Raw genomic sequence first — 24,473 nt, 5'->3', positions numbered from 1 at the left:
GATTGCCTTCTTCTCACTTCTCTTCTTTCGAGAAAAACATTCTTGAAATAACGATACCTATACTACCTACAATTAAGAATAACACAGCCCTGATCATCATCGACACTTCTGGTAAGTCCAGAAGGAATAGCTTCCCTATCGTTACGACTAACACGACTAAGCCGGCATACAATATTTCATTCATATTTTTATTCCTTCCAAGCCAAACGGCAAATAATGCATATACCATCCATAATAACGATACAGATACGCTTATTATACTTCCATCTGTAGACAGCACTTCACCGACTCTAGTAATTGCAATAAATACGATAACCATAAACCAATAGAGTGCTATAGAATAAACATATTTTCCAAAGCTCATTAACACATCTTTCGCTTGTTTCATGCAGTAATAAAATGTACCTATTAAAATAATATGAGCAACAAACCCAGCTGAAACCAAATGATCGAACGGGCTAAAAATAGTCTGTATCATTCCAATCGCGTAAATCGTCGCGCTAACATATAATTTTATTTGTTGTTTTACTTTAATAGCAGTCACCATACCGAGGAAACCTTGTAATAATAATACAATCGCTGCATTCACTAAACTATACTCATATAAAATCGCTAAACTAAATGCACCCATTGCGAAACCAAATAAAAGATTTGTAAATGTAGAATGTCTATTCTTCCTATATTCAAACATGAACATAGTAGCGTGCACGAGTGCGCTAATCATTAATCCCCATGTTGTAAATTCAGGTATTTTTGAAATGGCTAATATAAAGAGAACTGCATTCGCACTAAATATCGCCAAGCGTGGCTCTAATATAAAACTTCTCTCCATAAACATATGCCAAAATAATAGTAAGTGAATCAAACCATAAACAACCGTTAACTGTATTTGCAAATCCTCTACTAACATTGACATAATAGCAAAGAAGACAAAAAGGACAATAGCAGCAACAGCATAAGAAATCATATATAAATACTGATAACGATTTTTCAACGCATACCATAATAAGCTAAGTGTTAGTATCGTCTCATATCCAAAGAAAATATATGGATTAGGAGTCGTACTATTTAATAAGAATGGCACGAAGAAAGCTCCTACGGCTACGAATATAGTAAGATATTCCGATTGATACCTCTTCGCTACATAAATACCTAAAATGACCCATGCAATATTACATACAAACGCAACACTTGCTGGAATAAACCCATATAAATAATGCGCCGCAAATGTTGTTAAAACTATACCCGTAATACTTCCTCCTGCTAATACTAAACCCAACGCTTGCCGCTCTCGTTTAATTTGAATATCACCTATATAATAAAAACCGATTGATAGGACAATACCAAACACAATTCGTATTGCAGGTGTTAATAACCCAGCATCTACCCCTGCTTTAAATAACCAGATTACTCCAAGTAACATAATGCCAACAAATATGCGTGGTAACCAAGTTTGGCAAAACTTAATAATATTAAATGGTTCTGGTTTAAAAGCAGATATATCCACTTGTTTTACCTCACGTTCTTGCACAGGCTCTTTTATTGTAACTACTTCTTCTTTTGGTTTTTCCTCCATCACCGTTTCAATATATTCTTTCTTTTCTTTACTAACATGTCGCTGAGCATTTTCTACTTCTATTTCTTTTTGTTTTGCTTTCAATTCAAAAAGCGCTTCTTGAATTGTTTCAATTGCCGTTTCGAGCGCTTCTATTTTCTTATTTAAATCCTCCTTCATACGCTCCCCCCTCATCATTCATTCAAAATCTATATATTACCAATTATCTTTATCATACTCTTAGTCTATTCATTTTCAATACCATTTTTCCAAAAAAAGAAAGGTATTTTCCAAAATAGGAAAACACCTTTTTACTCATTTATTCTTATTTAGAACGCTACTCACGATAACGCCTATACAAACACCTATAATAGCTGGAAAAATCCACCCAACACCTTCTGTATAAAACGGAATGTATTTCAATATTGGCGTCCACTGATTCATCATCACATTTTTATTGAAAATATCAATTGCACTAAATACCGCTACAATCCCAACTGTTACTGCATATACGTATGCATACTTTCCAATATACTTATGGAATAACCCTAAAATAATAAGCGTTAATGCAACTGGATAAATAAACCCAAGAATCGGTACTGATACTTTTAAAATTTGTGTTAATCCTAAATTAGCTAAAATCATACTAACAAAACTCAATATAAATGCCCAAACTTTATACGCTACTTTCGGAAATACACTTGCGAAAAATTGACTACAAGACGTAACAAGTCCGATTGACACACATAAACACGCGATCGTAAAAATAAGACCTAATAAAACGACTCCGCCTTGTCCAAATAATGTAGTCATCACTTGCGCTAACACGTTCGCCCCATTATCAAATGTACCTAACGAACCGCTAATTGAACCAACATATCCAAGTATGACATAAATAATAGATAATAATAGTCCTGCACCAATTCCAGCAATACTCATATATTTCGCTAAACCTTTATCATCTTCAACACCTTTTGCACGAAGAGCATTTGCAATAACAATCCCAAAAATTAAAGCGGCTAGCGCATCCATCGTTAAATATCCATCTAAAAAGCCTTGGAACATAGGAGCTTGTCCATAGTTTCCAGCAGCCTCTTTCACACCGCCTACTGATGTAAACATACTCTTTATAAAAATAAGGGCAATCATACCTAATAATAACGGTGTTAAAACTTTTCCGAACAACCCCATTAATTTAGACGGTAATAAACTTAACCAGTACACAATACTAAAGAAAATAACCGTGTAACATAATAAAACTACACTTCCCGATTCTGTGAAGAACTGACCTGGTCCCATTTCAAAAGCTAAACTTCCTGCACGTGGTATACCAAGACCTGGTCCAATAAATAAATACACGATACAGGGGAAAATAATGGCGAATGAAGAATGAACCCTACCCGCTAACGTTTGAAAGCTTCCCGCTTTCGCAATAGCGATAACACCCAATATAGGAAGACCTGTTGCTGATATAATAAATCCTATTAATGAAATCCACACATGTTCTCCTGCTTCATACCCAAGGAAAGGTGGGAATATAAGATTCCCTGCTCCAAAGAACATCGAGAATAACATAAGGCTAATCAGTAAAATTTCTTTTTTCTGTAACAATTTCATTTGTTTCTCCTTCTTTAATTTCATCTTTTATGAAATCAATTTCACATATAAAAAAGTGCAATAATCCGCTTCCTAACAAAGAAAACATAGTCCATAGTCTAACATAAAAGAAACACCCATTCTATAGCTATCCCTCTTTTCCAATTTCTTCTGAAAAATCAACCTTTATTGACTTATAATAGTTAATAAGGTAAAATATTAAATGTACAAAATTATTAACTTTGTTTTTGTTTGTGTCAGGAGGAAAATAACATGGAATCAACGATACAACTAGAAAGAGAACAACAAAGAAAAAAGAAACATCCTCCAGGTTTATACTTACTCTTCTTTACAGAAATGTGGGAAAGATTTAGTTACTATGGATTACGAGGATTATTAACATTATATTTAACGACAGCTTTAGTAAGCGGTGGTCTTGGGTTTAGTCCTGCGTGGGCACTCTCCATTTACGGATTTTACACTGGAGCCTGTTATTTCACACCAATGATTGGTGGATACTTAACAGACCGGTTCCTAGGTAGACGAAAAGCGATCACAATTGGTGGTATAACAATGGCAATCGGTAACCTTACACTATTTGCCATGCAAAACCAAGTCGGCCTATACCTCGGATTAGCGCTTATTATTATCGGTAACGGATTCTTCAAACCGAACATCTCTACACTGGTTGGGGAATTATACGAAGAGAACGATCCAAAACGTGATAGTGCATTTACCATTTTCTATATGGGTATTAACGTCGGTTCATTTTTAGCTCCACTCGTTTGCGGATTTTTATCAGAAAATTTATTCAAAACAACAGTGGATGGCGTTGTTCACTTTGGATTCCGTTACGGTTTCTTAGCCGCTTCCATTGGAATGATTATTGGACAAATTTTATTTACAACATTATCAAATCGCTTCCTTGGTGATATCGGTAAAAAACCAACTCGTGATTTGCAAACAACAGATGGACAACCATCAGTAGGAGATACACCGTTAACAAAAAAAGAAAAACAACGTACCGCAGTTATCGTCATTTTAACATGTTTCGTTGTCTTCTTCTGGGCTGGCTTTGAACAAGCTGGTAGCTCATTAACATTATATACAAACAAATTTGTAGACCGCTCTGTGTTCGGATGGGAAGTTCCAACATCTTGGTTCCAATCGGTCAATCCATTATTTATTATTTTACTTGCTCCAGTCATTTCAGCATTATGGGCAAAACTTGCAACTCGCAAGCGCGGGGATTTAAAAATCCCAACTAAAATGGGACTTGGTATGATCTTGCTTGGTATCGGTTATATCATTCTCGTTATCGCTACATTAAAAACAGGTAGTGATGAACATAACATTACAGAAAAAGCAAACTTACTATTTATCGTCTTTACGTATCTTTTCCATACGTTAGGTGAGCTATTCTTATCACCTGTTGGACTATCAATGGTTAGTGCACTTGCCCCAGTAAAACTTGCTTCTTTATTAATGGGAGTATGGTTAGCAAGCTCAGGAATCGCCAACATTTTAGGTGGACAATTGGCAAGCTTCACAACTTCACTTGGATATGCTGAAGTATTTACAGTAATCGGAGCTGTAGCAATTGTGTTAGGTTTTGTTTTATTATTAATTTCTAAGAGATTAGTGAAATGGATGGATTAAAAAAAGATGAGGGATTCCCCTTATCTTTTTTTATGCATTCTTACCTTTTTCTATCGCTTGTTCGTACAGCTCTTTATGTTCTTTATATTCACTTGGCACAAAATTCTTATAGAAGAATGCAAGCCAACTGTCTCCTTTTTTATATCCTTCTTCTCTAATTTCTGCTGCTTTTGTATTTGATTTAAATCCTTCAATAAACCATTTCTTTAACGATTCATTTTTTTCATACTTAGCAGGAACTTTCAAATTATAGTTTTCAAATGCATACTTATAGCCAGCCTTTTCTACTGCTTTTTTTGTAGACTTATAGCCCTTTTCATAAGCTGTTTCATACGCCTTCACATACACATCGTTCTCTCTATTTCCAGGTTTCTTTCCAGCTAGTTCCTTACCTGCCTTTTCCCCTAGTTCAGCTTGCTCTTTTTCAATTTTTTCTGTTCTTTCTTTATTCCCTACTTGGAAACCTTCTGCAAAGTTCGGCTTAAACTCCGGAGCAATTTGACTATCTTCCATCGTCTCTTGTGCTAAACCTTGCTCTTTTCCTTTTTCAAAATGCGTTTTCTTCTGCTCTTCTAAAGACCAAGATGCAACATATGCAGTTTTGAATGCTTCTTTATATGTATCTGATTTTCCAGCTAAATGTGATTCCGCATCATTTTTCCCTGCTTTAAAATCAGTCTCTCCACTTTTTTGTCCCTCAAGCTGCCCTTTTTCCATATCAGCTTGACGCTGTGCTTCCTCTCGCTTACGTGCCTCTTCTGCTTTTCTTTGCTCTTCAGCTACACGTTGTCTCTCTTCCTCTGCTTTTCTTTGTTCCTCCGCTACACGTTGTCTCTCTTCTTCAGCTTTACGCTGCGCCTCTGCGGCACGTTGTTTTTCAGCCTCAGCATTGCGCTGCGCTTCTACTTGTCTTTCGGCTTCTACAGCACCATTATCATTTGGGCTAGGAGCTGGACTCGTTGCACCACTACTAGAAGCTGGCTTATTGTGATAATGATATTCCCCGTACTGTAATCCCCATTTTTCACAATTTGTCCGACACGTATGTCCCCCATTAGCATCTGTACGCCCTGGATGCGCATAGGCTGAAATTGGAGCTACCAATAACGCTACACTTGTTGTTAAAAGAAGTTTCTTCACCTGTTGTTTCACTCTTGTTCCTCCCAAAATCTTGAATTCTAACTTTATTATACATAAATAGAAAAATACTTAAATACTAACTAAAATATTCTATTATTTCTCAACATTAGTAAAAAAGAAGGTCAACTCTTTAAAGAGTTGACCTTCTTTTTTACTTCTTCGCCTTCATTCCTACTAAATCACCAGCAACAACGTAACGTTTAGAATTATCTTTCACAGATACACATGTAATAAGCGTTATCTCATCTTTCCCATGATCCTCTACAACTTCCCATTTATCAGGAGTTACTTCAGATACACCAGTAACCGCATATTCATATTCATTTTCATTATCATACAAATAAATTTTGTCGCCTTTTTTTAAAGAGGCTACATCACTAAATAAAACACCTTTTTTAGACATGTTATGTCCCGCTAATGCATAATTCCCTTTTCCCATTACTTGATTTTCTTTTACTGTTGCTGCACCTGATAATAGGTTTTTCTCAGTAGAAGATTTTAAAACAGGAAGTTCTAATGAAACACTCGGGATCGAAATACGACCAATTACTTGTTTCTTATCTAATGATGCACTCGCTACTTCTGCCAAGTCTGGTTGATCAATTTTCGAAGCATCTACAAATGCCGTCTCATGTTTTTCATAATCCATTTTTTGAACAGCCTGTACATTTTCAGTCTGTTTCTTTTCAGCCTGATATCCATCATAAAATGGCTTTCCGATTAACACACCACCTACAACAAATAGAAGGATTGCTACTATACTATAAATTCTTTGCTTATTCATATACAATTCCTTTCCCTTACAAAATCTTACTCTATATAAAATGATAAGATAATATTGCTATATGTACAAGTGTAAGCTGAAAAGAAACCTTCTTGCCGATGCAAGAAGGTTTCTTTTCAAGCGATTTTATTTCGATATAAGGATACGTGAAAAATCGTCATTTCAATAAAGAAAATACTAAATGCAATATATATTGGATATGCAGGAACATATAGATTAGCAATTGGAGAAAGAGTTAAAAAACCAATCGCACAAGGCAACACGTACCATAGTGACATAAATGTAGTACGACAAGCCTTTTCTGTAATTGCCTTTTCTCTCTCATCCTCTTGAGGAAATAATAGTGGAAACATCCAATACGAGAGCTCTTTATATTTTTTCTTTTGAATTTTATAAAGAACAGTCGATACAATACCAAATATTAAAAGTAATCCTAGCGGCATTAAACTCAGTGAAATTTCAGATGGTACTCTCTCCGTTTGAATAAAATTAGCGACTTCAATAGTAAAATAATATAACTCAATAAACGCCCAACCTGCTAATACCATTAAAAGTACATTTAGCATATAAGAAAATACGAGTCTATTCATCCTCTTTCCCCTCCTTATTTAAAACAAACACATCTTCCATCTTTAACTGAAATACATCGCAAATCGTAAGTGCTAATAACAGTGAAGGGACATAATCCCCTTTTTCAATTGCAGCGATTGTTTGTCTCGTCACTCCAACCCTTTCTGCTAATACACTTTGCGAAAAATTAAACCGAGCTCTTAATTCCTTCACTCTATTTAAAATGGTCAATTTTACCACCTCTCATTGTTATTGTATGATAAACTTAACAAAATGTAAACTCAACTTAACATTATTTTTACAAAAAAATCCAACTTCACATATTGTAAAGTTGGATTACGTATTAGTTTAAAATTGTAAGCTTAACATTTTTTCTGCCCCACTTACTAGACGAAGCTTTATCTGGCATTAAAACATCAATTTTGTGACCTTTAATTGCGCCACCAGTATCTGCTGCAATTGCTTCTCCGTATCCTTCAACATATACGCGAGAACCTAATGGAATAACAGATGGATCCACCGCAATTAATTTCATTCCTGGGTTTGCAGTTAGATTATAGCCTCCCCATGCAGAATATACTTGTTGACCTGGTCCATAACCATTTTCAGCTGGGTCTGCCGTATAAGCTGTTGCATGTACATAAATTTCTCTTCCACCAGCAGTTGGCTTAGAAGGTTGTGCAGGTTCTACACTTGAATTATTATTTTTAGTTTGAGCTGGCTTACTAGCTTGCTCTTGCTTTTGCTTTTGTTTTTCAGCAACATCTGCCTGTGCCTTAGCTAAAGCTTCTTGCTCAGCTTTTGCAGCCGCTTCTGCTTTTGCACGCTCTTCTGCTGCAATTCTTGCCGCTTCTTGCTCACGAGCAATTGTTTCTTGAACTGCTTTCATATTTGACTCAATTTTAGCTTTTTCTTCTGCTGCTAAATTAAGTTGGCTTGCAACCTGATTATATTTAGCTTGAACTGTTTGTAAGTTATCTTGACGCTTTTTCAAGTTATCCTGCAACTCAGCTTGTGCTTTTGCTAATTTTTGTTTGTCTACTACTAAAGATGCTTCTTTTTCATCAATTGTTTTCTTATCCTCTTCAATTTGACGAAGGTCTTGTTCTTGTAGACGTAAAATTTCTTTATCAGCTTCTAAAATAGTAGAAACTGCGTTCATACGTTGTAAGAAATCTGCAAAGTTTTTTGACTCTACTACAACTTCCACTACTAAACTTGTATTTGAACTGTTTTGAACAGAAACCATACGTTTTCTCATAATATCCTTACGAGCAAGGACTTTATCCTCTAAAACGACAATTTCATTCTTTTTTTGCTCAATCTGCTTATGTGTTTCATCAATTTTACGTTGAATAGCAGCTTGATCCTCTTTATTTTTTGCAATTGTATTATTTAAATTATGTAGTTCGTTTTCGATACCTTTAATTTCTTTACTAACAGCTTGCTTCTCTTGCTCTTTCTTTTGCATATCTGCATCGTTTTGCTGCAATTGCTGTTGCATGTTGTTAAGTTTCTCGTCGTTTGACTCTGCTTTTACAGCGACTGTACTAGAAAGACCGATAATTCCTGCTAATACTAGACTACTGATTCGCTTAAAATAGTTCATAATCCGACTCCCTTCTTATACAGTTATACATGATTTATTTTACAGTTTGTTTACAATACCATTAAATACAGTTTATTTTTCATGACGAAAAAAAGGGAATTATGCATAAAATGTAATAGATTCTTAAATATTTAACAATTCCTATATTTAAAAATTATAAAAGATGCTAAAATCCAAATATAGAGAAAATATAACTTCTAAAGGCGGTTGAAATAAATATATGTTTACTCAAAAAAAATCACTTCTACATAAAATTGATCAATTAGAAAATCGTATACAAGAACTAGAAGCAGAATTAAAACAAAAAGATACTGAAAAACAAGTGATCATTTCTTCTATTCACGACCGTGTGCAAAACGTCGTTCAAGAGCATCAACTTGTAAATAATCAACACCATACACTTCAAAATTTAGTTCAACAATTAAACTCATGTTTCGAAAATGTTTCAACTCGTACTACACATTCCAATGAATTGAATAACGAAATGTTACAAAAAGAACAAAGCTTAATTCAATCTATTGAAGAAATTATTGACTGTTCTAATGAAGGAAAAGAATCTGTTCACCGTTTACTTATTGTAATTAACAAATTAGGTGAACAATCTCAGCGTACGTCTAACAGTATGAATCATTTAAGTGAACGTTCAAAAGAAATCGAGCAAATTGTAGAAGTCATTCAAAACATTGCAGCACAAACGAATTTACTTGCTTTAAATGCGAGTATTGAAGCTGCGCGCGCTGGAGAGCATGGTAAAGGATTCGCTGTCGTTGCTAATGAAGTAAGAAAGCTAGCGGAAAGTACAGCGGAAAGTACAAAAAACATCGGCAACTTAACGAAAAAAATTCAAGAAGAAATTGAAAAAGCATACGATAACACAAAAGATAATTTACATTTAGTCGATGAAGGTGTAGAAATGAGTGCCGATACAAACGCTAGAATTGAAAATATTTTAATTATGATTCAAACGTTACAAAATGGTGCTACAAATGTTATTAAAGCTATCGAAAACCAAAAATCTTGTAATGATGATATATTACGAGAATTCGCTAATACACAACAAATGTTCCAAAAATTAAATACTACTATTATGAACCATATTCATGATGCCGAAAAAGTCGATGTTCAATTGACTAAAGGTCTTCAAGAAACAGCGGCTTCTCATTAATAATAAAAACCCCTTATAGCGCGCTATAAGGGGTTTTTATTATATTTTGAATATTTATTTCTTCTCAATATTCATCCGTATCTTTGTTATAATGAACAAGTTGTTTCTTTCGACTAATAAACAAGGAGGTTTTTATGGAACAATTTCATTACATTTTAAAATATTTAATTCTTGGTCTGTTCCAAGGACTAACAGAACCAATTCCGATTTCTTCAAGCGGTCACCTCGTTTTAGCACAGCATTTGCTAGGACTAAAAATAGAAGGGTTTAGCTTCGAACTACTTGTTAATTCAGCTTCATTATTAGCTGTATTACTTATTTATAGAAATGATTTAATTCGTCTAACGAAGAATGGTCTATCTTATATATTCACAAGAGCAGAAGACGCAAAATCAGATTTCTTCTTTATTATTTATCTTGTTATTGCGACCATTCCAGCAGGTGTTATTGGTGTTTTATTTAAAGATTACATCGATCAGTACTTAAAAGGTGTGAAGATGGTTGGGATTTCCCTCCTTATTACTGCTGTCGGCCTTTGGATTATTAGAAACTTGCGTGGGCGTAAAAATGATGGCGACCTTTCTATGAAAGATGCAATCATCGTCGGATTAGCACAAGCTTGCGCACTAATTCCTGGAATAAGCCGATCAGGTGCAACAATCGTAGCAGCGATGCTACTTGGTATGAAGCAAGAAACAGCCCTTCGTTTCTCATTCTTACTATATATCCCTGTTAGCTTAGGTGGTTTATTACTAAGTATTACAGACATTGCAAAAGATCCAAATCTAGACACATTATTCGTACCATATGTCGTTGCATTTATCGCAACATTTATTATGACGTATATTTCGTTAAAATGGTTTATGAACATTATGGCAAAAGGAAATTTAAAATATTTCTCTTTCTATTGCATTATCGTAGGTGTACTTACTCTTACTTTCTTATAAAGTGAAACTTACAAAGCGAAAAGCGAGTCATTCTATTAAACTAGGATGACTCGCTTTTTTATATCTTTGCCCCTCTTATGCGTATACTTTCTTTTCTTGACAATACAAACGAATAACATGTTTATTTTGTTGAAATACATCATGCGTTAGGCGGATAATAATAAAATTTCGTTTTGTTTGATCATCATGAACAAAGATCTGTTCTCCCTCTTGAAAACGCCACGCACTTTCAAAAGTTGTAATATGATCCCCACTTACAGAAAAAAGCTCATATCGCATATCTTGTACCCTCTCTCAACTTATAATAATCATAATATCCTTATATTAAATTTAGTATAGCTTAATTCCGTTGAGATTTGTAATTTTTTCTATTTCGAAATATTTTAATTTTGTTTTTAGACTCTTTTAACGTTATAATGATAAACGAATTTTCATTGAAAGGAGCTTCATTTTGACTGCATATTTATTTCCAGTAAAAACAGCATTTATTTTATTTCCTATTTTAGCAATGTTTCTATTAATCCCTTTTTTAATATTTAATTATCGTAAATACGGTTATTTGAATAAATGGCGTTCATTTATTTTATATTCATTATTACTTTACTTATTAAATGCCTATTTCCTTGTGATTTTGCCGTTACCACAAACGTATGATACTTGTAGCCTACAACCGGCTAATACGCAACATATGCAACTATCACCATTTTATTTCATACAAGAGATTAGTAATCATACCTCGGCGATTTTAACGAAGCCAGCTACCTACTTCTATTTATTAAAGGAATCTGCGTTTTTACAAGTTGCTTTTAACGTTCTACTAACCGTTCCGTTCGGTATGTACTTACGTTATTACTTCCGACGTAGCTTCTTACAAACAGTGTGCATTTCTTTTTGCCTTTCACTGTTCTTTGAGTTAACACAAGTAACTGGATTATATGGTATTTATAATTGTGCCTATCGCTTATTTGATATTGACGATTTGTTTTTAAACACGCTAGGCGGCGTAATTGGTTTTATCATTGCACCAATATTTACGTACTTCCTTCCGAAAACAAGTGAATTAGATATTCATATTGATTTAGAAACGAAATCAGTTGGATTTATTCGTCGTCTCATCGCTATGCAAATTGATTGGATTTTCTTATCTATCGTTGTACCTTTCATTAAAAATAAAGGAAATTCACTATTTATTGCTAACATCCAATCTTATACAAATGTATACGAACTCCTTTTCATTACATGTTCGATCTTAATTTACTTTATTATCATTCCATACTTTACAAATGGAAGAACAATAGGAAAAGCGTTGCTTCGGATTTATATTAAAGGACAAGCAGAGCATATTACACTAAAAGAATTATTCATTCGTTACGGGATATTCTATTTCATTTTAGGCGGAATCAATTATATTCTTTCGAGTAGCTCTATCTTAAATCATACAGAGCCTTTAGTATTACTAGTTATACTATTATTCCAATTTGTAATTAACGGTCTATTTATTATTCATGTTTTATTACATGTATTTAGTCGTGATAAATTACTATTTTACGAGCGTATTAGTCAAACAAGAAATGCGATCATACTAAAAAAAGCTGACAAGTAATACTTTGTCAGCTTTTTTTCATAATCGTAAATAATTTTTCTGTGTAAGGGTTTGAAAACATTTCTGCTTCATCTAATAACTTCCTCACCTTTAGAAACGAATGCAATTCTGGATATATACTTTGTAATTTTTCGTACGTTAACGTATGCATTTTCCCCCAATGCGGGCGTCCCTCATACTTTAGAAAAATTTTCTCCACCTCACCAAAATAAGCCGCATACTTCATACCTTTATACATATGAACAGCAATATACGCTGAATCCCTTCCATACGCTGGACTGAGCCATATATCATCCCTTTTCACATAACGGCATTCAATTGGGAAGTGCACTTTATACTTTTTCTTTTCAATAAGGTTTGAAATTTCTTCTACAACGATCCGCATATACTTTGAAGGAACGCTATACTCCATTTCATAAAATGGAACCGCACGCGACGTAGCAAATACTTCATAACTCGGACCAACTATCTTTGTATTCGGTACAGCTTTAGCCGATAATCGACTTACTCCTTTACTTATAGAAGGAAACCATTTACATCCTTTAGATAGCAAAGAAAACATCTTATTTTCAAGCAACTCTACCTTTAGTTTATGCCATTTCAAGTCACCTTTTTTACCCGTTGTTTCGTTTGTAAATTTCACTTGCACTTCATCTGAATAAGGAAAAACGAAAAATTCAAAATGGCGATTTTTTTTATATTCTTCTAGCTTGTTCATTACAGTAGATAATGACTGTTTTTCACTTTTATAAACGAGTGAATAGGCTGGAATGACCTTCAATTTTATTTTTACAATGATACCTAACATTCCAAGCGACAACTGAAAGGCTCTCCAATATTCCACATTCACAGTTTCCGAACAAACTATACTCTCACCTGTAGATAAAACTGCGGTAATCTCTATAACTTGTGTTGATAAACTTCCAAAGGTAATACCCGTTCCATGAGTCCCTGTACTAATCGCTCCTGCAATCGATTGCAAATCAATATCCCCTAAATTTTCTTGTGCATAACCTTTTTCTTCAAGCAACTTCCCTAAATCATGTAACTTTGTTCCTGCCCATACTTCGGCAACCATCTTCTCTGCATCCATATCCAAAATACCTTTCAATTCATCTAAAGAAACTAAAATTTCTTCCGTTTGCACAAGAGGTGTAAACGAGTGTCCTGAACCGACAACACGAATTTTCTTCCCTTTTTTTCGAGCAAGCCCTACAACTTCTACTACATCTTGTATACTTTCTGGATACATCGTATAATGCGGCGTTCCTTCTACATTCCCTGTCCAATTTCTCCATTTTTGTCCCTTTATAGAAAGCATTGACCATCCCCCCGATATGTTGAATACTCCCCAACAATCTCTCCTTCTTTCACACGATATAAAAAAGGAAAACGCTCACATAACTCTCCAGCTTTACTATGGCGAAACAAGATAGAATCTCCTATCTCTACTCGTTCCTCACCGTTATAAAAAATCGGTGTTTGCACTTCGCCAGCGCCTTCTAAAGCTAATAGTTTGGCACCATTTGGTCTCCAAATCTCAGGTTCTTTATCTTTCCCGATTGCACCTGAGGCAATATATCCACCACCTAAACAAGTGTAAATAAACGGGGCTGGTTTACGCACAACTGGTAAAGCAAATCCGACAGCTGGATGAAATTGCACCTCTTTATAATAATCAAACAGCTTCGGGGCATAAAAAGCAGAACCTATTGTAATCTCTGAAACTGAATTATCTTGCCCAGTTGTTTTTATACTTCCTGTGCCTCCCCCATTTACAAACCTTAGTTCAATACCTAGGTTTTGTATTTCTTTTACGATATGTCCTCTTCTTCCTTTAACTTCTAACACTGACTTCTTCTTTAAATACGAAATCACTTTACTTTTCACTCGTTGATTTGGTATGTTGTCTCCTACCCCAGCAATTTGGGCTTCATATCCCATTACACCATCTAGTATTAAACATGATGATTCTTTTACCCTTCTCACTATTTTCAAAGCACTTTGCACATCTTTTACTGGTGATCTTTTGACCCCAAAATGAAATTGAAAAAAATGACTACTCATATCAATATCCAAACAAACACGAAAACACCCTTTAGACTCCTCAGCAATTTTTTCTAAATAAACAATATGATCTTCACAATCCACCATACAAGTTATAATAAGCCCTTTCTTGGTTAGTAAACTTATTTCATGTAAAGCTCTTTCATCATAAACAGGATATCCGAGCAATAAATCATTGAATCCTTGTTCAATTAAAAACAAAGCCTCTCTAGGTGAAAAACACATAATACCTTGAAATCGATCATTTGTAGCTAAAATCTTTTGCATAACTGGAACAGAACGTAACGATTTACTCGCTATACGAATCTTCTTATTCCCACTTAATTCTATAATCGATTGAATATTTCTATCTAAAGCCACTTCATCCAAAAATGCACACGGTAATGGAACCTCTTTAAAAATTCCTCGATCCACATTTTTCTCTCCTCTTTTCAATATGTCTTATACATATTGGAAAGAAAGTTGAAATTTCCTCTACAAAATAAAAAAGTTTCTTCCTATTAAGAAGAAACTTTTTTAGGACTATTTCATAGAAATAGTTGCCTCTACTGGATAATGATCAGAGTAATCATTATATGTATATTTTTTAAGCCATGATGTAACAGTCCATTGTGGAGATTTCGGTTGTAATACTTTATTCTCTATAAATGACGGATTCGCATGGTCTTTACTTGCGATAATATAATCTAAATACTCGGCAGGGCTATCAGGGAAATTATATTTTGCTATACTGTTTGTCGTAGCATCCCAAGTTGCTGTATGTCCTGTATAAGATGGAATAGAAGCGTGTAATGTTTTGAACATGGATGCGTACTCTGAGTCACTATTGTTCTCTGCATTTATTTTATTCACGTTCATATCACCACCAAATAGGACGTACTCGTCATTTGGTATATTCTTATTTTTAATAAAGTCTTGAATTTCTTTTAACTGATTTGTACGTACAGATGCAGGTGAAGTTTTTCCGCACATACTATCTTCAGCCTGCAAATGCGTCCCGATTACATGAACGAAACGATCATTTTTCTTAATTTTCGTGTATACAAATCCTTTATTCGATAAATTATCTGGCCCGCATCCTTTTGCAAATACATATTGAATCTTTTCAACAATCGGCCATTTACTCACGATTGCAACGCCCCCATCTTCAGGAGTTGAAGATGAATAGCTACCTAACGTTTTATCCCATTCATTTCCGTTACTACGACCTAATACCGCTGTTTGATTTGGATATTCTTTCTTCAAATTCCCTAACAAACGATCTGATGCGCTATTATCAAACACTTCATTTAATATAACAACGTCTTGATTCTTTATATAATCTGCCGCCCCAATTAAATCAGCACGCTCACTTTGTCCCCAGTTCGGATATAAATTTGTTGATAGCATGTACACATTATGTGTCATCACTTTCAAAGTATTATTTTGATTTGTAGACGTTTCTGCTTGAGCTGAAGATCCTCCGTATAAAACTCCTAAACCAATCCCAAAGCTAAGTACACCTTTTAGCAATTTTCCTTTCACGTTTCATACCTCCATGTATTAGTTATAAAAAGGCCAAATACTCTATTGTGAGATTTGACCTTTTTTTTAATACTTAACGATCTCCGTACGTATCAAACCAAAGCTGAATGTATCCGGCAGTAACACGTTGTGCATCCATTAATCGCTTACCTGTCATTGTTGTAACTTCAGCGCGCCATTTATCTGCATATTCTTGTGATACAGCTGCTTTTACGAACCAATCTTTCGTATTATCATTTACAATGCCAGCGTAATCTTGTTTCGCTGCTACTGCCGCTCCGTGAATCCACTCTTCTGGATTTGTACCTTTCCAGTTCCAATATCCATTTCCATCCGTTACTTTATAATTATCTTTTATCGTATCTACAAAGTTTTCATATTTAGAATGGAATCCTTGTGGGTACGAAAGATTTGTAAAGTTTGCCGCATGCATCGGTTGGTTTACATCTCCTAAATAATGAAGAGATAATCCTAAATAGAAGAATGCTTGTTTCATATCTTTATTTTCATATGATTCACCAGCTAATTTAAAATATTTAGCGCCAGTTTCTTTTGCCTGCTTTGCAAATGGAATATATGTTTTTCCATTGTCTGGATCATAGAAATGCGAAGCAAATGTGCTATTATCATAATAAGGATTTTCATAGTCAGCAGCATAAATACCATTTTCTAATTCCGTACGCCATTCATTTAATTGTGCAACTCGATCTTGTTTTACAAGTGTTGTATTGCGAGACATAATATCAATGGCGCGGTTTACAATCCATAAATGAGAGTTTACGCCTTCCTTATGTTTATCTTCAGCAGACCAGCGATGAACTATTTTTATTTTACTTCCCCCATCGTTTTCATGAGCAAATGCAACACTTTGTAACGGCGCTACTAATGTAATAGCTGCTGCTAAAGCAAGTACTTTCTTTTTCATCTGAAATCCTCCATTTTATAATTGAATTATTGTAAACTTTTGTTAGGATCCTATGATATCGTCCGGTTAACCTATGACTAGAATATCCCACCTTTCATGAAATTTCTATCAATAAATTAAAATATGCAAATGTTCATATCATTATAACTTTATACATAGTGAATATAATGAATAAATGCACTTATATTGTAATAAAGTATTGTTAAGCTACTACAAATGATTGTCTAAACTAATGTAAAAAAAGAGTAAAGCATCCACATGCTTTACTCTTTTTTTCTATTCGATAATATACTTGGTAGTTGTACATTAACTGCCAACTTATGAATAAATCCAAACACTAATCCAATCCCAATAAAGATATATAAGATTGTAAATACCTTTCCGAAATCAGTTTGCGGACTAAAATTCCCATCACCGACAGTCGTCAACGTGACCACACTAAAATATAAAGCGTCAAGAGGACGTAATCCTTCAACTGTACTATAAAAAATCGTACCAGATGTTAATGTTAAAAATGTTAATACGAATAATACTTGAAATTCTTTATCTTTCCACGCTCGTAAACAAGCTTTTAGCATTCGTTTCAATGTCAACATAAATGAAAGCATTAGACTTCCCCTTCCAAACAAAATACCTGTAGTTAAAGGAAAGTCTATCACCTTTCTGTATAGAAAAAAAGTAGCCCTCTTCTATTTCTAGAAAAGAGCTACTTTTTACTATTCTCTATTATTTAGGTGAAACAAGAATTTTCACTTGTGTTTTATCTTTTACAAGTGCTTCAAATCCTTCTTCAACAACTTGATCCACTGTGATTTTTTTCGTAATTAATTTCTCTGCTTGAATTTGGCCAGAGCTAATTAATTTAATAACAGCTGGGAAGATATGACGGTATCCAAGAATACCGATAACTTCTTTTTCTTTTAGTACAAGGTTGTTTGGCGTAATTGTCGCATCTTTTTCCCACACACTAACAATTACAGTTTGTCCTTCAAAGCTTGTACTTTCAATCGCTTGACGAAGTACTACTTCGACACCTGTTACTTCAAAGCTCACATTTACACCTAAACCATTTGTTAAGTTACGAATTTCTGCTAGTACATCTTGAGTAGCTGGATTTAATACATAATCCGCACCTGCTAATTTTGCTAACTCTTGACGTTCTTTAGAAAGTTCTACTGCAATCACAGGAGTTGCTCCTGCTGCTTTAGCTGCTTGAATGACAAGAAGTCCAATTGGACCACAACCAAATACTGCTACAGCTTCCCCTTCTTTTAATTTACTTTGACGTACTGCATGAACTGCTACCGCTGCTGGTTCTACAAGTGCACCTTGTTCATACGTCATTTCATCAGGAATATGGTGGACCATATCTTCTGGTACTACTGTATATTCAGAGAAACCGCCGCCGTCTCCGCCAAGACCGTGGAAAACAAGTTGTTCACAAACATTGTAATGTCCATGTTTACAAGCTTCACATTTACCACAAGAATAAATTGGTTCTACAACGACGCGATCTCCCACTTTATGAGAAGTAACGCCTTCACCGATTTCAACTACCTCACCACTAAACTCATGACCTAAAATAACCGGTGCTTTTACGTGTGTTAATGGGTGCTCTTCTGTTGGAATAAAAATAGGTCCTGCTAAATATTCATGCAAGTCTGTTCCGCAGATACCACACCATTTCACTTTAATCTTAACTGCTCCTGGTCTTACAGTTGGTTCTGGTACTTCTTCTACTCGTACATCGCGTTGATTATGCCAAAGTAATGCTTTCATTTTATACATCCCTCTCTACGTATATACTTAACCTGGTGAAGTTTACAAATCTATTATAATACTTCTATCCATATATTTCAAAAAAACAATCTCATTTCCACTAAATTTTAACAAATAACGTTCAATATTTTGTCACTTTGTACTTTTTTCCACATCTGTGAATGCTAATTTCATTGCGGTTGAAATTAGCATTATGCCATAATAGCATAGGAGAGGTGAATATCGCTTGAAATATTTTATTTACTTTATTGTTATCGTAGCGTTTCTAGATACATTTTCACAATTACCTATTATGAGTACGTTCGCTCAAAGTCTTGGAGGATCTCCCCTTATTATTGGGCTAGTTGTCGGTATGTACTCATTCGCTAATATGATCGGTAATATTATTGCTGGCGCTGCTGTCGATAAATTTGGTGCAAAAAAAATACTTTATATAAGCATGGGACTTACGAGTTTCATAGTCTTGTTATACACCGTTGTTCAAAGTGGTGGACAACTATTAGTTGTGCGCTTTATGCACGGCTTTAGTGACGGATTTTTAATTCCTGCTGCCTTTACGTTTTTATCAAAACAAACAAATTCAGCAAGACAAGGTAAGGCAATGGCTCTATCTGGTGCTGCTGTTGGAACAGCGGCAATTGTAGGACCGGCTTTCAGTGGAATTATGAAAGCAACTGCTGGTATAGAGTGGGTGTTCATTACCATTTCTATTTTAATGGTCCTTGGTACAATCGTATCTCTATTCTTCTTACCAAATAACGTATCAAGAAAAGATACTTCAAGAACACAAATGATGAACAAAGAGGATATGATTGAACTATTGAAATCAGAACCGTTATTGCAAGCATATATTGGTGCTTTCACGCTAATGTTTTCACAAGGAATTGTCACTTATATGCTACCAGTGAAAGTTGAGGCATTAGCACTTAAAGCATCTACAACAGGCATGATGTTAAGTGTATTCGGCATTACCGCCATCCTCTTCTTCTTGCTGCCAACAAACCGTATTTATGATCGATTTAATCGTTCAAAACTCATGCTAATTGGTATTGCAGTAATGGCATTCGCGTTATCTTTACTTGGATTATTCGCAACAAAAGGTATGCTCTTTATCGTTATGATGATTTATGGCATTGGATTCGCTATCCTTTTCCCATCGATAAATGCATTACTTGTTGAAAATACGACAGATGATAAGCGCGGAAAAGCATTCGGATTGTTTTATGCTTTCTTCTCATTAGGAGTTGTTGCTGGATCCTTTACAGTTGGTGCAATCGGGGCATCCCCTAGCGTCAGCTTCGTTATCGGAACTGCATTCTTATTAACATTCGCTGGAATGATTTATGTAAGAAGCAAAATAAAAAGTAAAGAAAAAAGCAAAGTAAAAAAGACAATGATGGGTTAATTCCATCATTGTCTTTCTATGTATAGCCTTTTAATTTATAATTTCAACATATGCTGGATTCGCAGTTATATAATTTCCAGATTTTAATTTATACATTTTCGAACCATTCACAGTTAATGTTTCTACAACAGTAAACACATCTCCCTGTTTCACAGTCCCTGCTTTTGCATTCCAATCAGGTTGGTTATAATAGTATAATTCAGGTGCCTTTACACGAAGTAAGAATGTTTTCTTTTGTAAATTAAATGATTTTACTAATCCATTTACATGTCCTCTTGCAAGCTGCTCTCTGAAATCCGCATTGGCAAGCTTTGCAGCATCCTCAGCTCGATCAATAAATCCATTTTCAGTCAATATTGCAGGCATATTTGTCTCTCTTAACACATGAAAATTACTTGTTTTCATTCCTCGATCAACAAAATCAGTTGTTTTCATAATTTCTTGATGAATCAATTGGTGATACGTTGTAGTAGGAGCACCTACATTCGGATAACTGTAATCCTCATAGCCTGTTCCTCCACCACTATTGATATGCACAGATAAGAAGAAGTTTGCTCCCCACTGATTAGCATCATTCGTTCTTTGTGCTAATGTAGGATACACATCACTTGTACGGCTCATTCTAATCTCATGACCTGTATACTCAGAATTTAAAATATTACGAATTCGCAAAGCAATATCTAATGTTAAATCCTTCTCTTTCAAACCATTTCCAATAGCACCTGTATCTGTTCCCCCATGCCCTGGATCTAGATAAATTTTAACTGTTTCTGCACTCGCATTTGTACTTGGCACAATAAAAAACATACAAGTTAAACATAATAAAAAGATACTACTTTTCATAACAAACGATACATTTTTCCATGCTTTCAATTACTTTACTCTCCCTTTACTTACAAATTAAAAATTTACTACGTGCTACTTTTCTTTTTCCGAAAGAATATTACATTAAACTACTAAACTATTATCTTATTAATTCCCTATGAATTTTACTTAAAACAAAAACTAAAAGCAATATATAATTTTATTTTTTTTAAATAATTAAATTTCGACACCTTAAATTAGTAAAACCTTGAAAAATATGTATTTACTTTTTTTCCAATTAGAACATTTACCATATTAAAATAGTTAATTCCCATCCGATATACTGAAAGTTCTTCGAGTCAATTCTCATAAAAAACAAAGAAATCCTTTCGACAATTTCCTCGGAAATACTTCTTTTCCCCACATAATTTGATACACTACACATAGATAAATTAATACCTTGATGTACAAAGAAAAAGCACATCCTTCGAATGAAGAATGTGCTTTTATTTTATCTCGCTATTTGCGGACAGTAAGAATCCCGCCTCGAAATTCGACGAATACGAGGAAGTGTGTGCTAATAATCATTGGGGATGAACACCTCCGACTGATTAAAGTTCCATTTTATTAACGCTTAATCCAAACAGCACCTGCAGACTTATCATCCGCTTGTCCAACAACTTGGAATTTAAGTCCAAGGTTTGGAACTTTTCTTCCTGCATCTGCAATTTGTTTGTTACTATATACTTTTGAATCATCAAATGTTGTAACACCTTGTAATCCAGAATAGTTAAACTGTCCACGTGTTAATGAATTTGCACTCCATGCTGGTGTTTGATCAAATGAAAATGCAGCATCTGCAATTTGCATACCTGTATTACCGTAAGTTGGTCTTCCGTTTAAATTGCCAACAAATGCCTCTGGATGCGAATCCACAACACCAATGAATCCTTCACCTGGATGCACCCCAACCCAGTTATCTTTGAAGCTATCATCTGCATACCAAACGACAAGACCTGTATTATACACTGGACCTTTTCCTGCTTTTAATCCATTATCTGATCCCGCATAGTTTCTCCACTCTAAGTAGTAATAATGAGCTTTCTTTTCTGTCCCATCAGAAACAACAAAACCATTTAAATTCATTTTAGCCTGTCCTTCTGTATCATCAGAAAATACAACTTGTCCATCAACAGTTACATTTACATTATCCATCGCGAAACCTTTATATGTTACAGCCGGATCTGTAATATAATCGAATTGCAGTTTCACTTTCTTCCCTTTAAATTGACTTAAATCATATGATTTATCCATCCATTTTCCATCTGTTGTATCTTTATCTTCTTGGACTACTTTTTCTCCAAGTCTATCAATTAATGTTTTCGTTCCATCTTCTGTTACTGCATGCACTTCGACAAAATCGCACTCTGCTTCTAACTCATAATTTGCTTTATAATCGAATTTTGCATTTGTTCCTTTTGTTAAATCAAAGAATGGTGTCTCTAGTGTTGTATGCATATCATCTCCTCTTGTACTATAATATGCATGCTTTCCAAACTCCGGTTTAATCGTTTCAACACTTTTACCTGGTAAGTTAACACGTACAACGCCTGGACGATTGGATTTCGTAACACTTTGATCAATATATGTAGGAACTCCTACTCCACGCTTAATTTTATCGTAATCTACTTCTAAAATTTTTGCCCAGTTGCCACCCATATTCTTTTGTAAGAAGTCTTTATTTTGTGGTGAGAAACTAGTTGGCTCTGTTCCTGCAATTTTCCCTGTCCAACTACCTCCACTCATTAATGACCACGCTTCGACAGGTGAACCAGTTCCAGTATATTTCGTATCATATTCATCTGGTAAGCCAAGATCATGTCCAAATTCATGCGCAAATACACCTACTGCTCCATCTTCTGGTTCAATTGTATAATCATGCGCCGCTACTTTTCCACCAAAGTAATCTACCTTTGATTTTGTACCTTCAACCGCTACTGGATCTATTGCTAATTTTGAACGATGTGACCAAATTGCATCATCGCCTAATTTACCGCCACCAGCTTCTTGACCGACACCAGCATGGATTACCATTAAATGATCAATTACACCATCAGGTTCATTTTGATTTCCATCACCATTTGTATCATATCTATCAAATTGATCAAATTGAGATAAATCTAACCCTTTCTCAGCGGCTGCATGTAAAGCTTCTTTCACTAAATCACGTGCCCCTTTTGGTCCTTTATTATCGTGACCACTACTACCATCAGCACCGTAGTCAGACGCTTTTCCTGGAACAGTTAGCCATTCCGTTACATATCCATCTGTCGTATAACTACCGCCAGATTGCTCTTCATAATATTGTTTAAATGTTTTTACTTTCGAACCATCAAATAACGTGTACGGTTCATTACCAAATAACATTTTTTGATAATGCTCTCTACTAAAGTCATTCGAATACATATACCCTGGTGTTTGATCAATATTATTATGTTTATAATCACTAAATTCAACGAGTAATACTAATACTTTATCAGTTCGAATAGATCCCTTATAAGGCGCTTGCTTTGCTTTAGAAGTTGGGACTTGTCCATTCAATTGCTTTTTATTTGGTTCTGGTTTTTGCTCAGGACTCACCTTTTTTTCAGGTTTCTTTACTTTCTCCTTTTCCTCCATTTTCTTCTCTTTTACTTTTTTCAAGAAATCAGATGCCTCTTTAGCAGTATCCGCTGGAAGAATTTCTTTATTTGCCTGATCGCCTTGTTTCTTTTCAATATACTTTTCTACAGCTTTTTTCGTTTCTTCTTTAGAAGATGCTGGATTTATTGTTCCTCTTTCCTTCAGCGCTTCCGCCAAACGATCTTCTTGAATTAAATTGTAATCAATTGGTGTTGTAGATACATTGTCTTTCTCTTTTGCTGGCGTTTCTGCGTATGCTAGCGGAGCACTCATTACAGATGTGCATCCGATAATTGCCGCAATTGCTAATGATGATAACACTTTAAATGGCGCTTTTCTTCTCATTCTATTTCTCTCCTTTTATAAAACTTAAAATTCAGATAAATAAGTGCATTTAAATCAAAAGCTCTCCTTTCTGCCCTCCCTATATACAGTGAAACTTTAATCAGTGGGGAGTTTGTCCATCCCCACTGATTATTAGCCCACACCAATCGGGCATTTACGGGCAGTTGATTTCCCACCTAACTTCTTTGCTCTAGCTGAATTTTGAGGTGGGAATCTTACTGACCGTTAATGCGGGACAAAAAGGCATAATTCTATAAACGTTAAACTTTCTGTTATAGAATCATGCCCTCCAGTTTTCTGGTCAGACCCTCTAT

20 protein-coding genes and 1 pseudogene are annotated in these 24,473 nt (G+C 34.8%); 5 read left to right on the top strand and 16 right to left on the bottom strand.

Going from position 1 to position 24,473, the window contains the following annotated elements; genetic code table 11:
• Positions 1-13: 13 nt before the first annotated feature.
• Positions 14-1,735, bottom strand: coding sequence for a DUF2339 domain-containing protein (locus JDS82_RS21960; RefSeq protein ID WP_199713951.1), 1,722 nt, complete (start codon positions 1,733-1,735; stop codon positions 14-16).
• 135 nt (positions 1,736-1,870) lie between these two features.
• Complete coding sequence (gene brnQ1 / locus JDS82_RS21955; protein ID WP_199713950.1) at positions 1,871-3,172, bottom strand: branched-chain amino acid transport system II carrier protein BrnQ1; 1,302 nt, start codon at positions 3,170-3,172, stop codon at positions 1,871-1,873.
• 252 nt (positions 3,173-3,424) lie between these two features.
• On the opposite strand from brnQ1, the gene JDS82_RS21950 reads away from it, so the two are divergent.
• Entirely contained in the window at positions 3,425-4,810 is a 1,386-nt protein-coding gene (locus tag JDS82_RS21950) for a peptide MFS transporter (RefSeq protein ID WP_046953787.1), read from the top strand.
• Between the two features lie 30 nt (positions 4,811-4,840).
• Here the strand turns inward: JDS82_RS21950 and JDS82_RS21945 are convergent, their stop codons facing one another.
• The 5 genes from JDS82_RS21945 to JDS82_RS21925 form a co-directional block, all read right to left on the bottom strand.
• Positions 4,841-5,962, bottom strand: coding sequence for a YHYH domain-containing protein (locus JDS82_RS21945; RefSeq protein WP_199713949.1), 1,122 nt, complete (start codon positions 5,960-5,962; stop codon positions 4,841-4,843).
• A 139-nt stretch (positions 5,963-6,101) separates the two neighbouring features.
• Entirely contained in the window at positions 6,102-6,734 is a 633-nt protein-coding gene (locus JDS82_RS21940) for a class A sortase (RefSeq protein ID WP_199713948.1), read from the bottom strand.
• Between the two features lie 116 nt (positions 6,735-6,850).
• Positions 6,851-7,324, bottom strand: coding sequence for a hypothetical protein (locus tag JDS82_RS21935; RefSeq protein WP_048562922.1), 474 nt, complete (start codon positions 7,322-7,324; stop codon positions 6,851-6,853).
• Positions 7,317-7,535, bottom strand: a complete 219-nt coding sequence (locus tag JDS82_RS21930) for a helix-turn-helix transcriptional regulator (RefSeq protein WP_048562921.1) — start codon at positions 7,533-7,535, stop codon at positions 7,317-7,319. The genes JDS82_RS21935 and JDS82_RS21930 overlap by 8 nt, the downstream gene beginning before the upstream one ends.
• 112 nt (positions 7,536-7,647) lie before the next feature.
• The gene (locus JDS82_RS21925; protein WP_199713947.1) at positions 7,648-8,913 is read right to left on the bottom strand and encodes a 3D domain-containing protein; all 1,266 of its coding nucleotides are present in this window, start codon (positions 8,911-8,913) and stop codon (positions 7,648-7,650) included.
• A 646-nt stretch (positions 8,914-9,559) separates the two neighbouring features.
• Here JDS82_RS21925 and JDS82_RS30405 point away from each other — a divergent pair.
• Both JDS82_RS30405 and JDS82_RS21915 read left to right on the top strand, forming a co-directional pair.
• A pseudogene (locus JDS82_RS30405) lies at positions 9,560-10,078 on the top strand (methyl-accepting chemotaxis protein); the annotation flags it as partial.
• A gap of 134 nt (positions 10,079-10,212) precedes the next feature.
• Complete coding sequence (locus JDS82_RS21915; RefSeq protein ID WP_199713946.1) at positions 10,213-11,025, top strand: undecaprenyl-diphosphate phosphatase; 813 nt, start codon at positions 10,213-10,215, stop codon at positions 11,023-11,025.
• A gap of 75 nt (positions 11,026-11,100) precedes the next feature.
• Here JDS82_RS21915 and JDS82_RS21910 read toward each other — a convergent pair whose 3' ends face one another.
• Entirely contained in the window at positions 11,101-11,304 is a 204-nt protein-coding gene (locus tag JDS82_RS21910) for a hypothetical protein (protein ID WP_001268332.1), read from the bottom strand.
• Positions 11,305-11,476: 172 nt separating this feature from the next.
• Between JDS82_RS21910 and JDS82_RS21905 the strand changes: the two genes are divergently transcribed.
• Complete coding sequence (locus tag JDS82_RS21905; protein ID WP_199713945.1) at positions 11,477-12,628, top strand: VanZ family protein; 1,152 nt, start codon at positions 11,477-11,479, stop codon at positions 12,626-12,628.
• A gap of 7 nt (positions 12,629-12,635) precedes the next feature.
• Here JDS82_RS21905 and JDS82_RS21900 read toward each other — a convergent pair whose 3' ends face one another.
• The 6 genes from JDS82_RS21900 to bdhA form a co-directional block, all read right to left on the bottom strand.
• Positions 12,636-13,949, bottom strand: coding sequence for a D-arabinono-1,4-lactone oxidase (locus JDS82_RS21900; RefSeq protein ID WP_199713944.1), 1,314 nt, complete (start codon positions 13,947-13,949; stop codon positions 12,636-12,638).
• On the bottom strand, positions 13,937-15,109 hold the full coding sequence (locus JDS82_RS21895) for an alanine racemase (protein ID WP_199713943.1): 1,173 nt from the start codon (positions 15,107-15,109) through the stop codon (positions 13,937-13,939). The genes JDS82_RS21900 and JDS82_RS21895 overlap by 13 nt, the downstream gene beginning before the upstream one ends.
• A gap of 108 nt (positions 15,110-15,217) precedes the next feature.
• Entirely contained in the window at positions 15,218-16,219 is a 1,002-nt protein-coding gene (gene sph, locus JDS82_RS21890) for a sphingomyelinase C (protein WP_000676775.1), read from the bottom strand.
• Between the two features lie 73 nt (positions 16,220-16,292).
• Positions 16,293-17,144, bottom strand: a complete 852-nt coding sequence (cerA, locus tag JDS82_RS21885) for a phospholipase CerA (protein WP_199713942.1) — start codon at positions 17,142-17,144, stop codon at positions 16,293-16,295.
• A 263-nt stretch (positions 17,145-17,407) separates the two neighbouring features.
• Positions 17,408-17,752 carry a potassium channel family protein gene (locus tag JDS82_RS21880; RefSeq protein WP_000948239.1) on the bottom strand — a complete coding sequence of 115 codons (345 nt, stop codon included), beginning with the start codon at positions 17,750-17,752 and terminating at the stop codon, positions 17,408-17,410.
• 118 nt (positions 17,753-17,870) lie between these two features.
• Positions 17,871-18,923 (bottom strand): (R,R)-butanediol dehydrogenase, encoded by a 1,053-nt coding sequence (gene bdhA / locus JDS82_RS21875; protein WP_000645832.1) that lies wholly within the window; start codon positions 18,921-18,923, stop codon positions 17,871-17,873.
• A gap of 226 nt (positions 18,924-19,149) precedes the next feature.
• On the opposite strand from bdhA, the gene JDS82_RS21870 reads away from it, so the two are divergent.
• Entirely contained in the window at positions 19,150-20,328 is a 1,179-nt protein-coding gene (locus tag JDS82_RS21870; protein WP_000873256.1) for an MFS transporter, read from the top strand.
• Between the two features lie 30 nt (positions 20,329-20,358).
• Here the strand turns inward: JDS82_RS21870 and JDS82_RS21865 are convergent, their stop codons facing one another.
• On the bottom strand, positions 20,359-21,135 hold the full coding sequence (locus tag JDS82_RS21865) for an N-acetylmuramoyl-L-alanine amidase (RefSeq protein ID WP_048567124.1): 777 nt from the start codon (positions 21,133-21,135) through the stop codon (positions 20,359-20,361).
• A gap of 624 nt (positions 21,136-21,759) precedes the next feature.
• Positions 21,760-24,159, bottom strand: a complete 2,400-nt coding sequence (inhA2, locus tag JDS82_RS21860) for a M6 family metalloprotease immune inhibitor InhA2 (RefSeq protein ID WP_199713941.1) — start codon at positions 24,157-24,159, stop codon at positions 21,760-21,762.
• Positions 24,160-24,473: the final 314 nt, after the last annotated feature.

Origin of the sequence: Bacillus cereus group sp. N14 (genome assembly GCF_016483555.1) — a bacterium.
GTDB classification, from domain to species: Bacteria; Bacillota; Bacilli; order Bacillales; family Bacillaceae_G; genus Bacillus_A; species Bacillus_A wiedmannii.
The sequence above is the reverse complement of the archived record's forward strand: the minus strand, read 5'-3'. Positions and strand labels throughout refer to the sequence as shown.